Genomic DNA, 15204 nt, shown 5'->3' on the forward strand with positions numbered 1-15204 from the left:
TCATCGTCGTGAGCGAAGCAACGAACCGAATCCGTGTGGCCGTCGTCTACGGCGGCCGCAGCCCAGAACATTCCGTCTCCTGCATCTCCGCCGGAGCGATCATGAGCCACCTGGACCCGGACCGCTACGAGGTCATCCCGGTCGGCATCACCCGCGACGGCGTATGGACGGTCGGCGAGTCCGACTACACCGAGTTGGCCGCCAAAGGGCGCGAATTGCCGGAGGTCACGCTTTACGACGAACTCTCGCTCAGCCTCAACCAGCGCAGCGAGATCCACAACACCACCACCGGCACGCTGCACGCGCAGGTCGACGTGTTCCTGCCGGTGCTGCACGGCGCCTACGGCGAGGACGGCACCATCCAGGGGCTCTTTGAGATGGCTGACGTCCGCTACGTCGGCCCCGGCGTGTTGTCCTCGTCCGCCGGCATGGACAAGGAATTCACCAAGAAACTCATGGTCGCCGAAGGCCTGCCGGTCACCCCGGAGGCCATCCTGCGCGACCGCGACGAATTGACCGAGGCGGAGCAGGCGGAGCTGGGGCTGCCCGTGTTCGTCAAGCCCGCCCGCGGCGGCTCGTCGATCGGGATCTCCAAGGTCGACGACTGGGCGGAACTGCCGGCGGCGGTGCGACTGGCGCGGGAATCCGACCCGAAGGTCATCGTCGAGTCCATGGTCCACGGCGTCGAGGTCGAGGTCGGAGTGCTCGAATTCCCGGACGGCTCCCTGCTGGCGTCCGAGCCGGCGCAGCTCAACGGCACCGAAACCTCGGAAGAAGGCTTCTACGGCTTCGAGACGAAGTACCTCGACGACGTGGTCACCGCCACCATCCCGGCGGAGCTGGAGCCCGCGATCATCCAGCAGCTCAAGGACATCGCGCTGGAGACTTTCCGCGCCCTGGACTGCAAGGGCCTGGCGCGCGTGGACTTCTTCGTCACGGAGGACGGTCCTGTGCTCAACGAGATCAACACCCTGCCGGGCTTCACCCCGATCTCGATGTACCCGCAGGTCTTCGAGGCCACCGGCGTCGGCTACACCGAGCTGTTGGACACCATGATCGCCACTGCGTTGGCATAGTGGCGCGGGGCGTCGTCGCAGTTACCCCATAGGCGTTACCCCATAGCGCCCGGTTTTCGGGCCGGGGGACCGCGAAATCGATTCCTATGGGGTAACGCCTATGGGGTAACGCCCCTCCCAGGGGCCCGAAAGCTTACTGCTCCGGGGTCTCCTCGGCGATGACGTCGCTGAACTGAACCAGCACTTCCTGGGCGGCGGCCTGCGGGGTGCTCACCGCGACGTCGGTCGCGCGGCCCAAGGCGTACCAGACCGACGCGGTCGACCCGGCGACCAGCTCGGTGTCCTCGAACCACGGCACGTCGTTGATCTGGGTCAGACGTTCACCGGCGGTGTAGCCCGCAGGCGGGACGACGCCGCAGCGCAGCACCACCGGCTCCTGGCCGGGGTTGGTCCACACCGCGGTGTCTCCCTCCACGGACTGCAGCGTCCAGTCGGTCGCCAGGATCTCCGGGACCTCTTCCAGCAGCGGTTCGCAGATTTCCGCGGCTTCGCCACCGGCGGCCTCCAGCTCGGACAGCGGCGCCGGACGCGGATCGTGGTCGTACTCGGGGAGCTGCGCGATCTCTTCGCCGAGGTTTTCCACGGGGTTGTCGGCGCGGCCCAGGGTGGGCTCGTCGGCGGTGACGGCCACGACCTGTTCCCGGTTGACGGAGTACCAGGTCGCCATAGTCGATTCCGGGGTGGCGTCCTCGACGACGAGCCACTGGGTGCCCTCAATCTCGACGGGCTCGGAGTAGTCGGTGTACTGCAACGGCAGCTCCACACCGCAGCGCAGCGTCACCCGCTCCAGGGAACTCGAGGCCCACGCCGCGGTGCCGGCCGGGGCGGGTTCGGTGATGTCGGCGCGGTCGTGGCCGACGAGTTCGTCCGGCAGGGATTCAATCAGCTGCGTGCATTCCGCGGAGTCGGCGTCCGGAGCGGGCAGCGGGGTCATGGCGACGGGCACGTTGCCGGCTCGGTCGGAGACGATCCGCGCACCGATCAACACGCCGACGACCAGCACCACCGCCAGCACAAGTCCGATGATCATCGGGAGACGGCTAAATTGGGGGGAATCCTGGCCGGAGTGGGAGTCTGACACAGTCGAAGGCGAGCTCATGGCCCAAAAGTCTACCGAAAGGCCCGTCACACCCGTGAATACACAGCCTCTGGATGATGCGGGCGGCCCCACCGCCGGAGAGCTCGGCGAACACGCCGTCATCGAGGCGATCGTCGCCGCCGCCCCGAGCTCCAGCAACGGCGACGACGCCGCCGTGCTGACCCACGCCGCCCCGAACTCTCAGGTGGTGGCCACCACCGACATGCTCGTCGAAGGCAGGCACTTCCGACGGGACTGGTCCACCCCGGAGGAGGTGGGCAAGAAGGCGATCGTCCAGAACTTCGCCGACATTGAGGCGATGGGCGCCCGCGCCGTCGCGGCGCTGCTGGCGGTCTCGGTCCCGGCGGAGACCCCGGTGTCCTTCTTCGAGCGGTTGGCCGCGGGCATCGAGTCTCGGGTGGCGGAGTACTCGGCGGAGCTGGTGGGCGGGGACGTCGTCAGCGGAGATCAGCTGGTGATCTCGGTGACGGCGATCGGCTCCCTGGGCGGCAACCTGCCGTCGTTACGCTTGGATCGCGCGCGGGTGGGGCAGCGGGTCGTCGCGCACGGCAAGATCGGCTGGTCCGCCGCCGGCATGGCGTTGCTGGAGCGCTTCGGCCGCGAGAACGTTCCCGAGGACCTCACGGAGGTGGTCGCCGCCCATTGCGCGCCGTACCTCACCCCGGGGCGCGGGGTCGTCGCGCGCGCGACGGGGGCCACCAGCATGACGGACAGCTCCGACGGGCTGGTCGTCGACCTGACCACCATCGCCGCCCGCTCCGGCGTCAGCGTCGACCTCTTCGCCGAGGCGATCGCCCCGGGGCCGGAACTGGTCCGCGCCGGTGAGGTGCTCGGCGTCGACCCCTGGCAGTGGGTGCTCACCGGGGGAGAAGACCATACGCTGGTCGCCACGACGGCCAACGACGTGCCCTCCGGATTCCGGGAGATCGGGCGCGTCGGCAAGCAGTCCGGCGACCCCGCGGTGACCGTCGACGGGGCCGCACCGCACTACCACGGAGGATGGGTGAGTTTTTGACCATGAACGATTACCACGACAAACCGTTGCCCGTGCACGAGTCCTGGCAACCAGTGTTGGCCCCGGTCAAGGACCGGATCCACCGGATGGGCGATTTTCTGCGCGCGGAGGGCGACTACCTGCCCGCCGGGGAGAACGTGCTGCGTGCCTTCCACGACCCCTTCGACGAAGTAAAGGTGCTCATCGTCGGCCAGGATCCGTACCCGACGCCCGGGCACGCGATGGGGCTGAGCTTTTCGACGGCCCCGGGCGTGAAACCGCCGCGCAGCCTGGTCAACATCTACAAGGAACTCAAAGACGACCTCGGCGTCGACCCACCCGCCGACGGGGATCTGACCGCCTGGAGCGCGCAGGGCGTGCTGCTGCTCAACCGGGTGCTCACCGTGCGCCCCGGTGCGGCGGCCTCGCACCGCGGCAAGGGGTGGGAGGAGGTCACCGAGTGCGCGATTCGGGCGTTGGCGCGGCGAGACCGGCCGTTGGTGGCGATTTTGTGGGGCCGCGACGCCCAGTCCGCGGGTCGTTTCCTGGGCGATGTTCCGCGCATTGAGTCGCCGCATCCGTCGCCGTTGTCGGCGTCGCGGGGCTTTTTCGGGTCTCGTCCGTTTTCCCGGGCGAATGAGGCATTGGAGGCGCAGGGCGGGCAGCCGGTGAGTTGGCGGCTGGGAACCGACTAGGATGGGCCACCATGTCCCATCCGATCGAGTTTGACGGCCCCCGCCTGCACAGCTGGGCGTCTCGTGCGGTGGCGGAGTTGTCCGCCCAGCGCGACGCCATCAACGCGCTCAACGTGTTTCCGGTGCCCGACTCGGACACCGGCTCCAACATGACGCACACGATGCAGGCGGCGTTGGCGGAGGTGGAGACGCTGCCTGACTCGCGGCGCGACGACATCGCCGAGGTGACCAAGGCGCTGGCGGTGGGCAGCGTTCGGGGGGCGCGCGGGAATTCCGGGATCGTGCTCTCGCAGGTGTTGCGCGGCCTGTCTGAGGCGGCGGTGCATGAGCGTGTCGACGCCAGCGTGCTGACCCGCACCCTGGAGATCGCGGTGACGCTGGTGAACCGGGCGATCGCGGACCCGGTGGAAGGGACCGTGGTCACGGTGTTGCGTGCGGCGGCCGTCGCCGCCCGTCACGCCGTGGATGAGGGCGCCGATCTGCGGGCGACCGCCGCGGCGGCCGTGGACGCCGCCCGGATCGCCCTGGCGCAGACGCCGTCGCAGTTGGAGGTGCTGCGCGAGGCCGGGGTCGTCGACGCGGGGGGAGCGGGCCTGGTCATCCTGCTGGAGACCCTGTCGGCGGAAATCGAGGGCGCGCCGTCGAAGACCGCGTTCAGCGGTTGGTCAGACTCTGTCGCCGGGGAGTCCCCCGTGTCCCACGGCAGTCCCGGTGAGCTGGAGGTCATGTTTTACTTCCAGGGTGATCTCGACGCGCTGGCCGCCACGATCGACCCGCTCGGTGACAGCTTGTTGATCGCCCGCGCCGCGGAGGACGCCGGCACCGTCCACATCCACACTTCGGATGCCGGCACCGTCATCGAGGCGGCCTACGGCCTGGGGGCGGTCAGCCGGCTGCGTCTGGAGGTCTTGCCCGGCGCCCCGAAGATCGACCAGCCCGCCCGCCTGATCGTCGCGCTGACCCCGCCCGGGGAAATCGCGTCGCTGTACCGGCGCGTCGGGGCGGAGGTCGTGGAGATCGAGCTCGAGCTCGAGGAGGACGCCGACTACGACCCCGTCGGCGAGATCCTCGGCCGCATCCGCGCGTCCGGGGCCGACGAGATCATCCTGTTGCCCAACGGGCTGCTCAACCGGCGGCAGTTGGCGGCGGTGGACAAGGCGACGCACGCCTTCGACCAGTCGATCACCCTGTTGCCGACCAGCCGGTTGGTCTCCGGCCTGGCGGCGTTGACGGTGCACGATTCCGAGCAGCCGCTGGCGACCTCCGCCTACGCCATGTCCGAGGCAGCCTCCGCGATGCGCACCGCCGTCGCCGTGCGCGCCGAACGCGCCGCGTTGACCTCCGCGGGCGCATGCGCGAAGGGGGATCTGCTCGTCGAGGCCCACGGCCAGATCCTGCAGATCGCCGAAACCATCGACGGCGCCGTCCTAGGCGCGGCCAAGCACCTGCTGGGCGCCGGTGGGGAACAGATCAGCGTCATCACGGACGCCGACCTCGACCCCGAGGCACTGTCCGAGGCGCTGCACGTCGACGTCATGGTCTACCCGGGCGAAGGACTCGGGGTCACCGCCGAGATCGGGGTGGAGTAGCCGATGCTGGGATTTCGGGACCTGCGCCCGCTGGCGGAGGTGCTGCCCGCCAAGGAGGCCCGGGCGGTGAAGAAGGCCTTCGGCTACACCGCCTGCTGGCAGCTGCTCGAGCACTACCCGCGCACCTACACCCGCCACGGCGGCGCCCAGGACATCAGCTATGAGCACGAAGGCACGACCGTCACGATCATCGGCACCGTGGTGCGGGCGCGCACCATCACCAAGACCAAGACGATGCACCGGGTGCTGATCAACGCCGGCGACCACCACGTCGAGGCGATGTTCTTCAACTCCCGCTACGCCACCGCCATGTTGCGCGACGGCGCGAAGGCGGTGTTCTCCGGCAAGCTGTCCTACTTCCGCCAGCAACCGCAGCTGCAGCACCCGGACTTCTACATCATCGCCACCGCTGCCGGGGCGAAAGGCGACGCCAAGCAGGCCACCGGCTCGCTGCGCAACCTCGCCGCCTTCGGCGACCTCGACGAACTGCTCGGCGGCCGCGACTATCTGCCCATTTACCCGGCGAAGAAAACCATCACCTCCTGGCGGATCATGGGCGCGATCCACCTGATCCTCAAGACCCTGCCGTGCATCGACGAACCGCTGGACTACCACCCCTCCGGCTTGCCGGGTTTCGACTCCGCCCTGCGCGGCGTCCACGAACCACCCGCCACCGGCCCGGGACCCGCGATCCACCGGCTGAAATACAACGAGGCACTGGGACTGGCCCTGGTCATGGCGCTGCGGCGCATGGACACCGAACACCGCGCCGCCCCCGCCCTGGCACGCACAGAGCAAGGACTGCAGGCCGCGCTCCTGGCCAACCTGCCCTTCCCCCTGACTGACGGGCAGAAAAACGCCCTGCGCGACATTTCCGCCGACCTGCAGCGCGCCCACCCCATGAGCCGCCTGCTCCAAGGCGAGGTCGGCTCCGGAAAAACCATCGTCGCGCTCCTAGCGATGCTCCAAGCCGTCGACCACCGGCGCCAATGCGCGCTGCTGGCCCCCACGGAAGTGCTCGCCACCCAGCACGCCCGCTCCCTGACCGAGATCCTCTCCGCCGCCGGCTCCAGCGCCACCGTCGTCACCCTCACCGGTTCCATGGGCGCCAAAGCCCGCCAAGAAGCTCTGCTGGCGATCGTCTCCGGGCAGGCCGACATCATCGTCGGCACCCACGCCCTGATCGAGGACTCCGTCGACTTCTTCGACTTAGGCCTCGTCGTCGTCGACGAACAACACCGCTTCGGCGTGGAGCAACGCGACCGGCTGCGCTCCAAAGGCCGCGACGGCGCCACCCCGCATCTGCTGGTGATGACCGCCACCCCCATCCCGCGCACCATCGCCATGACCGTCTTCGGCGACCTGGCCGTGACCACCCTCAAAGAACTTCCCGGCGGACGTCGCCCCATCCAATCCGCCGTCGTACCCGAGCACAAACCCGCCTGGGTCGACCGCGGCTGGGAACGCATCCGCGAAGAAGCCGCCGCCGGGCACCAGGCCTACATCGTCTGCCCCCGCATCGACGACGACGGCGGCGTGCTCGCCGTCGCCGCGGAACTGGCCGCCACCGAATTTCCGGACCTGACCGTCGGCGTGCTGCACGGCCGCATGCACGGCGACGACAAAGACGCCGTCATGGCGGACTTCGCCGCCGGCGGCATCGACGTGCTCGTGGCCACCACCGTCATCGAAGTCGGCGTGGACGTGCCCAACGCCACCGTCATGATGATCCGCGAGTCCGAGAACTTCGGCGTCTCCCAGCTCCACCAGCTCCGCGGCCGCGTCGGCCGCGGCGGCGCGCAATCGCTGTGCCTGTTCCACACCAACGCCGAACCCGGCGCGCCGGCCTACGAGCGCGTCATGGCCGTCGCCGAGACCCTCGACGGCTTCGCGCTGGCGGATCTGGACCTCGCCACCAGGCAGGAAGGCGACGTGCTGGGCACCAGCCAGTCTGGAACTCACCGCACGGTCAAGCTTTTAAACTTGACGCAGGACTTCGAGATCATCCACCGCGCCAACGCGGACGCCGAAGAGCTGGCGCGCCGGGACCGGGGGTTGGCGGAGCGTCTGGTCGCCGACATCGGCGAGGAGGACAAGGAGTTTCTGGACAAGAGCTAAACTCGTTGCCCATGAACATCTGTGCTCCGTTCGCCGGCATCGTCCGCTATCACGTCGCCCCCGGGCAGACCGTGACCACCGGCGAGGTGCTGGCCACCGTCGAGGCCGTCAAGCTGGAGGCGCCGGTGTCGGCGCCCGGACCCGGCGTGGTCACCGTGCTGTCGTGTGAGGACTTCGCCGACGTCGTGGGCGGGGACGTGCTGCTGGAGGTGAGCGCATGACCCGCATCATCTCCGGGTCTGCCCGCGGACGGACCCTGCGCGTGCCGCCGGCCGGCACCCGCCCGACCAGCGACCGCGCCCGCGAGGGCCTGTTTTCCTCCCTGGAGGCGCGTTTCGGCTTCCACGACGCCGTGGTCCTCGACCTTTTCGCCGGTTCGGGTGCGCTGGGGCTGGAAGCCGCCAGCCGCGGCGCCGCCGAAGTCCATCTCGTGGAGGACAACCCCGCGGCGGTGACCGTCATCGAACACAATGTCGCCGTGGTACGCCATCCGCGGGTGCGCGTGCACCGTATGAAGGCCGAGGCGTTTCTGGCGGGGGCGCCGGACGCACACTTCGACCTGGTGTTGGCGGACCCGCCCTATGACGTGGACGACGCCGCGGTCGCCGAACTGCTGGCCGCGCTCGCCCCCAAGCTCGCAGACGGGGCCGCCGTGGTCGTGGAGCGTCACGTAGACTCGCCAGAAACCGCCTGGCCACAGGCCTATGCGCCGACCGGTCAGAAACTCAAGAAGCGCACGTACGGCAGTGCCCGCATGGACATGGCCGTGTTCAACCGAGAGGTATTCCTTGACTAAAGCAGTCTGCCCCGGGTCGTTTGACCCCGTCACCAACGGACACCTGGACATCTTCACCCGAGCGGCCGCCCAATTCGACGAGGTCACCGTCTTAGTCACCGGCAACCCGACGAAGAACACCGGACTGTTCACCGTCGCCGAGCGCATGGAGCTGATCCGGGAGGTCACCGACCACCTGCCGAATGTGACGGTGGACAACTGGGCCGGCCTGCTCGTCGACTACACCACCGCGCATGGGGCGACCGCCCTGGTCAAGGGGCTGCGCAGCTCGCTCGACTACGACTACGAGCTGCCCATGGCCCAGATGAACCGCCGCCTCAGCGGGGTGGAGACGTGCTTCCTGATCACCGACGAGAAGTACGGCTACGTGTCCTCCTCGCTGTGCAAAGAGGTGGTCAAGTACGGCGGCTCCGTCACCGGCCTGGTGCCGGACGCCGTGGTCGCCGCGATGGAAAAGAAGATGCGCGGCGAGGCCCGGGGCTGATGCTGCTGCTCACCGTCTTCCTGGTGCTGGCCGTCGGCTCCTACCTGCAGCGGGTCTCCGGCATGGGCGTCGGGTTGGTCGCCGGCCCCGTCCTGGCGGTGCTGCTCGGCCCCGTCGAAGGCATCTTGGTGGTCAACGTGTTGGCGTTCATCAACGCGGCCCTGACCACCCTGACGGTCCGCAAAAACGTCGACTGGAAGAAATTCGCGGTCATCGCCGGGGCGCTGATCGTCGGCATCGTGCCCGGCGCCTGGCTCGTGACCTACACTTCGCCGGCCTGGCTGCAGATCCTCGTCGGAGTGCTGCTGCTGGTGGCGCTGTCGGTGACCACCTTCGGGCAACGCCACGTCCCGCAGGTCGACGGAAGGGCGCCGGCCGCGGTGGCCGGCGCCGTGGGCGGTTTCATGAACACGCTCGCCGGCATCGCCGGGCCCGCGATCACCGTCTACGCCCAGGCCGCCCGGTGGGAGCAGCGTACCTACGCCGCTACCCTCCAGCCGATCTTCATGGTCGCCGGGGCGCTGTCGTTTCTGGCCAAAATAGCGATGGGCGCCGGCGATCTCGCCGGCACGGACTGGCTGATCTGGCCCATCGGCGTCGTGGCGATGCTCGTCGGCCTCGGGCTGGGCACGGCGACCGCCGAGAAAATCGCCAGGGCCACCGCCCGCCGCATCGCCCTGTCTTTGGCGGTGCTCGGCGGCATCACCGCCATCGTGCGCGGCGTGATGGCGTTGAGCGGCGCCTGAGTGTGACGCACGGGGCGCGCTGTACCACCCGATCGGATTAACGTTGCGGGTATGGCGGAACAGCGCGATGACCTCGAGGCGGACGCACGCGAGACGCAGTACCTGGTGCGGGCGGGCGGCAACCGTGTCCTCCCGGTCCCCGACAGGGCACACCGACTCAATCCCCTGCGGGCCGGCAACCGGCTGTCTTGGGCCAGCTGGAGATTGGTCGCCCGGCGCGTCGGCGCCGACTTCTTCCTCAACGCCGTGATGGACCGCGGCGCGGTGTTGACCTTCTTCACCGTGCTGACCTTCGCGCCGACGGTGCTGGCGGCGTATTCGATCGCCACGTTGGTGCTCGCCCGCAACGAAGCCCAGGTGACGTCGCTGACCACTGAGCTTATCGACGGCTACGTTCCCGTCGACCTCGCCGACGACGTCCGTGAGGCGGTGGCGATGATCGTCGGCGCCGGTGCGGACGGCACCGTCGCCCTGGTGGTCAGCGTCGTGTTCGCCCTGCTGGCGTCCTCCGCTTACGTGCGCGCCTTCGCCCGCGCCGCGAACGTCGGCTACGGGCGCGTCGAAGGGCGCAACGTGGTGCGCACGTGGGCGACGATGTGGGCGATGACCGTCGTGCTGGTCGTCGGCGGAGTCTTGTTGATCGGGGCGCTGCTGCTGCGTGCCTCCATCGTGGAGAGGTTCGTGGAGCCCGTCGCCGATCCGCTGGGGCTGACCGGGGTAGTCGACTTCCTCCTCGGCATCTTCCTGCCGGTGTGGCAGTGGCTGCGGTTTCCGGTCGTGATTGTCCTGGCGATCGTCCTCATCGCGATCTTGTATTATTTCGCCCCGAACGTGAAACCGGTGAAGTTCCGCTGGCTGACGCTCGGTTCCGTCTCAGCCCTGCTGGTCAGCGGGGCGGTGTGGGCGTCGTTTAGCTGGTACCTGAGCAATTTCGCCGGATACAGCGCCTACGGCGCGATCGGAACGATTTTGGCGCTGCTGGCCGCGCTGTGGGTGAACAACATCGTGCTGGTCGTCGGCGTCAAAATCGACGCGGAGGTGCTGCGTGCGAAAGAGCTGCAGGTCGGGCTGGACTCCGAACGCGACATCCAGGCCCCGCCGCGCTCAAGTTCCGGGGCCGAGCACTACGCGAGAATCGAGCAGGAACTGGAAGCCGCCGGGCGCAGGATCAAGGAGACGGCCCGGCGCCGTCCGCGCGGGGAGGAAGAGCCGGGCGGGAGAGACGACGCCGGTGCACCTTGACGGCTCTCGACCTTGCGGGCGCCCGGCACGCCACCGATGATGGGGACAGTCGCCCGGCATCCCGTCGGCGACGTGGACACAAGGAGATCTGTCATGAGCCCCCGCCCGCCGTTTCCCCCATTCACCGCAGAGACCGCCGCCCAAAAAGCCCGCGGCGCGGAAGACGCCTGGAACACCCGCGACCCGGAGAAGGTTTCCCTGGCCTACACCCCGGACAGCGTGTGGCGCAATCGCGACCGTTTCCTCGCCGGCCGCGACGAGATCGTCGAGTTCCTCCGCGACAAATGGGCCAGGGAACTGGAGTACCGGCTGATCAAGGAAGTCTGGGCGTTCGAAGGAAACCGGATCGCCGCCCGCTTCGTCTATGAATGGCACGATGATTCCGGGCAGTGGTTCCGGTCCCACGGAAACGAAAACTGGCAGTTCGACGACCAGGGGCTGATGAGCCACCGGCACGCCTCGATCAACGACGTCAGGATCGAGGAGGCCGACCGCCTCTTCCGCTGGCCGATGGGCCCGCGACCGCAGGACCACCCAGGCTTGAGCGAACTCGGCTTGTAGCGGCTACAGCAGTGAAGAGAGGAACTGCTGCGTGCGCGCTTCCTGCGGATTGTCGAGGACCTCGGCCGGGGGGCCGGACTCGACGACCACGCCGCCGTCCATGAAGACCACCTGATCGGCGACCTCGCGGGCGAAGCCCATCTCGTGGGTGACCACGAGCATGGTCATGCCGTCGGCGGCGAGCTGCTTCATCACGCGCAGCACCTCACCCACCAGCTCCGGGTCCAGCGCGGAGGTCGGTTCGTCAAACAGCATCAGTTTCGGATCCATGGCCACCGCCCGGGCGATGGCCACACGCTGCTGTTGGCCACCGGAGAGCTGCACCGGGTAGGCGTCGGCCTTGTGTGCCAGGCCCACGGACTCCAGCAGCTCCATCGCACGCGTCTTCGCCGCGGCCACGGACTGCTTCTTGACCTGCACGGGCGCTTCGATGATGTTCTCGAGCGCGGTGCGGTGGGGAAAGAGGTTGAACTGCTGGAACACCATGCCGATCCCGGCGCGCTGGGCGGCGGCGTCCTTCTCCGAGATTTCGTGGAGCACGCCGTCCTTCTCCCGGTAGCCGATGAGGTCGCCGTCGACATAAAGGTGCCCGGCGGTGACTTTTTCCAGGTGGTTGACACACCGCAGCAGGGTGGACTTGCCGGACCCGGAGGGGCCGATCAGGAAGGTCACGGAGCCCTTGGGCACGGTCAAGTCGATGCCTTTGAGCACGTCGAGCCTGCCGAAGGATTTCCACACTTGCCGGGCGTCGATCATGAGGTCGGTCACTGGCGGTTCTCCTTGGGCGGGTCGGGGATGACGGTGACGTTGCCGGGGATGGTTCCCTCGGCGTCGGCGAGCGCGGCGAGCTGACGGCCGGTCAGCTCGCGGGTCGCGCCTTTTTCGAAGTACTTCTCCAGGTAGTGCTGGCCGATCATCAGCAGGGAGGTGATCACCAGGTACCAGGTGGCGGCGACCAGCAGCATGGGCACCGGCTCAAACAGCGCGGCCGCGATGTCCATGGACCGGCCGTAGAGCTCCAGGGTGTAGGGCACCGCGATGACCAGGGACGTGGTCTTGAGCATGGAGATCAGCTCGTTGCCGGTGGGCGGGATGATGATGCGCATCGCCTGCGGCAGCACGGTGCGGCGCATGGTCATGGCCCAGCCCATACCCAACGCCTTGGAGGCCTCGAGCTGGCCTTCGGGCACCGAGGAGATGCCGGAGCGGACGATCTCGGCCATGTAGGCGGCCTCGTTGAGCCCCAGCCCCAACACCGCCAGGATAAAGGCGTTGGACAGGACGGCCTCCAGCGAGACTTCGGTGAACCCGAGGTTGATGCTCTGGTAGATCGCCCCGAGCAGACCCCAGAACACCAGCTGGATGTAGACCGGGGTGCCGCGGAAAATCCACAGGAACACCCAGGCCACGCCCTGCAGGACCGGGTTGGGGGACATGCGCATGACGGCCAGCAGTGCGCCGCCGACCACGCCGATGATCATCGCCAGGACCGTGATGGCGAGGGTGTGCAAAGCAGCGGTGGCGATGCGGGTGTCGAACAGGTACTGACGGTAGGTGTCCCAGCCGTAGGCCTCGCGGCCCAAGGCGTCGACGATGAAAATTCCGGCCAGGACGAGCAGGATCGCCGCCAGGATCCACCGGCCCGGGCGGCGCAGCGGCTTGGCCTGGATCACGTCGGGTTTAGTTGGTGTGCTCACTGCGAAACCCCTTCCACGGGCTGTTCGTTGATCAGGGCGGTCTCGACTAAGCCGTCCTCGATGCTCCACTGGGCGAGGATCTCGGCGTACTCGCCGGTCTCGATCAGATGCTGCAGGGCCGCCGCGGCCGCCGGGCCGAGCTCGGAGCCCTTGTTGACGGCGAAGCCGTACGGGGCGGCGTCAAAGATATCGCCGATGAGCTCCAGTTCGCCGTCGGAACGGTTGACCGCCCAGGAGGTGACCGGCGAGTCCGCCGAAAAAGCGTCCGCGCGGCCGATGAGCGCCGCCAAAGCCGCATTGTCGGAGGTGTCATAAGACAGGACCGTGATCGCCTCCTGCCCGGACTCCTCGCAAGCCTCAGCCTTGGGCCGGACGTCATCGGTCTCGGAGACGGTGGTGCGCTGCACCGACACCGTCAATCCGCACGGGTCGGAGGGGTCGACGTCGTCACCGGTCTGCTGCGCCCACTGGATGCCGGCGTAGAGGTAGTTGACGAAGTCGAAGCTCTCGCGGCGTTCTTCGGTGTCGGTGAAACCGGAGACGCCCATGTCCACGGTGCCGGACTGCAATGCGGGCAAGATCATGGCGAAGTCTTGTTCGACGGGCTGGAAATCCAGCCCCATCACACCAGCCATCGCGGCCGCCAGGTCCATCTCCACGCCGATGATGTTGCCCTCGGAGTCCTTGAATTCGAACGGGGCGAACGGAGGGTTGGTGCCCACGCTGAGCACCCCGTCCGCCGCCACGGCATCGGGCACCATGGCCGCAATGTCAGGGACTTCGTCGGGAACGATCGGCGTCCACCCGTCCGGGTTTCCGCCTTCGGCGTTGGTGACGCACCCGGCCAGCAAAGTCGTTGCGCCGACGGCGGCCACAACGGCCGCGGCGCGTGCTGTTCTTCGGGTCATGGGGATACCCTACCGCGCGAGATGTGACTAATTGCCTTTGAGGTTGCCCGCCTGAGGCGACGGCGGCGTGATCGGCGACCCGGAAAATGTTTTCGGGCTGTACGGGCCCAACGGTTAGGGTGGCGAGGTGGCGCCCCACACCTGGCGGACGCCGCCCGTCTGGCCCGCGCCGGGCCACTGACCTTGCTCATGCAGCGTCACCCAGGAGGTTGATGACCATGCTCGCCCATAACACCAGGACACGAAAGCTCGTCGCCGCCGTCGTGGCCGCCGTCGCCGTAGTGGCGGCGGGGCTGTCTGCGCCGACTCCAGCACAGGCGCAAAGCGGAAACGTCGTCACGTTCGGCGACTCTTACACCTCGAGCCCGGACGAATGGCTCAACGGCATGCTGGCCAGCCCCCTGCCGACGCCACCGCCGCCGGCGGACTACCCGATGACCGCCGGCTGTCTGCAGTCGCCGTATAACTGGCCCCGGCAGCTGGCGGACAAGACCGGCCTGGAGGTCGACGACTGGTCGTGTACCGCACAGAACACCGCCGGCATGCTCGGCCGGATCGATCATGCGATCGAGGAAGGCGTGATCACCCCGTCGACCCGCGCGGTGATCTTCTCGGTGGGCGGCAACGACTTCACCCCCGCGATGCAAAACCAGGGGCCGCTGGTCTCCAGCACGGGCACCCTGCAGGCACAACACGCGCAACAGATGCGGCAGGCCGCGGACAAGGTGCGCTCCGTCGCCCCGGGCGCCCAGCTGGTCGTCTCCGGCTACCCGCAGGTCACCAACGGATACGCCATGTGTTTCGTCCACCTGATCCCGAATCTGCCGCTGGGCGTCCCGCTGCCCGGGGCGTACGCGGAACAGATGATCCGCGACATGCAGCGCCAAGGCGCCGCGGCCGCGGGGATGGACTTCGTGGACAACTACGCGCTGACCGCCGGGCACGACACCTGCAGCCGAGACGACGACCAGCGCTACGTGTCCGGGATCGTCGACTTCACCAGCCCGGCCTATGAAATGGCCGTCCACCCGACCAACCTGGGACATGCCGCGATCGCCGCGCACAACGCCCGCGCCTTAGGCTTCACGGACGTCACCGACGAGGCCCCCGAGTGGGCGCAGTCCGCGAGCATGTCGTCGGCGTTGTCGTCCACGGCGTCGTCCGGCTCTTCGGCGCCGATGTCCTCCGGATCGTCTTAA

Annotated in this window: 16 protein-coding genes; 12 read left to right on the top strand and 4 right to left on the bottom strand. The window is 68.2% G+C overall.

The window, feature by feature from the left end; genetic code table 11:
* Window positions 1-2: 2 nt before the first annotated feature.
* Window positions 3-1076, top strand: coding sequence for a D-alanine--D-alanine ligase family protein (locus tag B841_RS06225; RefSeq protein WP_041632143.1), 1074 nt, complete (start codon window positions 3-5; stop codon window positions 1074-1076).
* Window positions 1077-1209: 133 nt separating this feature from the next.
* Here B841_RS06225 and B841_RS06230 read toward each other — a convergent pair whose 3' ends face one another.
* Window positions 1210-2106 (bottom strand): DUF3515 domain-containing protein, encoded by an 897-nt coding sequence (locus B841_RS06230; RefSeq protein WP_020934638.1) that lies wholly within the window; start codon window positions 2104-2106, stop codon window positions 1210-1212.
* A 103-nt stretch (window positions 2107-2209) separates the two neighbouring features.
* Between B841_RS06230 and B841_RS06235 the strand changes: the two genes are divergently transcribed.
* The 10 genes from B841_RS06235 (at window position 2210) to B841_RS06280 (ending at window position 11400) form a co-directional block, all read left to right on the top strand.
* On the top strand, window positions 2210-3190 hold the full coding sequence (locus B841_RS06235) for a thiamine-phosphate kinase (protein ID WP_020934639.1): 981 nt from the start codon (window positions 2210-2212) through the stop codon (window positions 3188-3190).
* Window positions 3191-3192: 2 nt separating this feature from the next.
* On the top strand, window positions 3193-3864 hold the full coding sequence (locus tag B841_RS06240; protein ID WP_041631790.1) for a uracil-DNA glycosylase: 672 nt from the start codon (window positions 3193-3195) through the stop codon (window positions 3862-3864).
* A gap of 11 nt (window positions 3865-3875) precedes the next feature.
* Complete coding sequence (locus tag B841_RS06245; protein ID WP_020934641.1) at window positions 3876-5453, top strand: DAK2 domain-containing protein; 1578 nt, start codon at window positions 3876-3878, stop codon at window positions 5451-5453.
* 3 nt (window positions 5454-5456) lie between these two features.
* Window positions 5457-7571, top strand: coding sequence for an ATP-dependent DNA helicase RecG (locus tag B841_RS06250; protein ID WP_020934642.1), 2115 nt, complete (start codon window positions 5457-5459; stop codon window positions 7569-7571).
* A gap of 11 nt (window positions 7572-7582) precedes the next feature.
* A complete protein-coding gene (locus B841_RS06255; protein WP_020934643.1) occupies window positions 7583-7792 on the top strand; it encodes an acetyl-CoA carboxylase biotin carboxyl carrier protein subunit in 210 nt (69 codons plus the stop codon).
* Window positions 7789-8367, top strand: a complete 579-nt coding sequence (rsmD, locus tag B841_RS06260; RefSeq protein ID WP_020934644.1) for a 16S rRNA (guanine(966)-N(2))-methyltransferase RsmD — start codon at window positions 7789-7791, stop codon at window positions 8365-8367. Before B841_RS06255 ends, rsmD begins: the two co-directional genes overlap by 4 nt.
* On the top strand, window positions 8360-8851 hold the full coding sequence (gene coaD / locus B841_RS06265) for a pantetheine-phosphate adenylyltransferase (protein WP_020934645.1): 492 nt from the start codon (window positions 8360-8362) through the stop codon (window positions 8849-8851). The genes rsmD and coaD overlap by 8 nt, the downstream gene beginning before the upstream one ends.
* On the top strand, window positions 8848-9597 hold the full coding sequence (locus tag B841_RS06270) for a sulfite exporter TauE/SafE family protein (protein ID WP_041632145.1): 750 nt from the start codon (window positions 8848-8850) through the stop codon (window positions 9595-9597). The genes coaD and B841_RS06270 overlap by 4 nt, the downstream gene beginning before the upstream one ends.
* 51 nt (window positions 9598-9648) lie before the next feature.
* Window positions 9649-10839, top strand: a complete 1191-nt coding sequence (locus B841_RS06275) for a YihY/virulence factor BrkB family protein (protein ID WP_020934647.1) — start codon at window positions 9649-9651, stop codon at window positions 10837-10839.
* A 93-nt stretch (window positions 10840-10932) separates the two neighbouring features.
* Window positions 10933-11400: a nuclear transport factor 2 family protein gene (locus B841_RS06280; protein WP_020934648.1), complete on the top strand. Its 468-nt coding sequence runs from the start codon at window positions 10933-10935 to the stop codon at window positions 11398-11400.
* 3 nt (window positions 11401-11403) lie between these two features.
* Here the strand turns inward: B841_RS06280 and B841_RS06285 are convergent, their stop codons facing one another.
* From B841_RS06285 to B841_RS06295, 3 genes are read right to left on the bottom strand one after another with little or no spacing between them, the layout of a single operon-like run.
* Window positions 11404-12168: an amino acid ABC transporter ATP-binding protein gene (locus B841_RS06285; protein WP_020934649.1), complete on the bottom strand. Its 765-nt coding sequence runs from the start codon at window positions 12166-12168 to the stop codon at window positions 11404-11406.
* Window positions 12165-13097, bottom strand: coding sequence for an amino acid ABC transporter permease (locus B841_RS06290; protein WP_041631791.1), 933 nt, complete (start codon window positions 13095-13097; stop codon window positions 12165-12167). Before B841_RS06290 ends, B841_RS06285 begins: the two co-directional genes overlap by 4 nt.
* The gene (locus B841_RS06295; RefSeq protein ID WP_041631792.1) at window positions 13094-14005 is read right to left on the bottom strand and encodes an ABC transporter substrate-binding protein; all 912 of its coding nucleotides are present in this window, start codon (window positions 14003-14005) and stop codon (window positions 13094-13096) included. Before B841_RS06295 ends, B841_RS06290 begins: the two co-directional genes overlap by 4 nt.
* A gap of 218 nt (window positions 14006-14223) precedes the next feature.
* Between B841_RS06295 and B841_RS06300 the strand changes: the two genes are divergently transcribed.
* The gene (locus B841_RS06300) at window positions 14224-15204 is read left to right on the top strand and encodes a GDSL-type esterase/lipase family protein (protein ID WP_169466568.1); all 981 of its coding nucleotides are present in this window, start codon (window positions 14224-14226) and stop codon (window positions 15202-15204) included.

This window comes from Corynebacterium maris DSM 45190, from assembly GCF_000442645.1.
Taxonomy (GTDB): domain Bacteria; phylum Actinomycetota; class Actinomycetes; order Mycobacteriales; family Mycobacteriaceae; genus Corynebacterium; species Corynebacterium maris.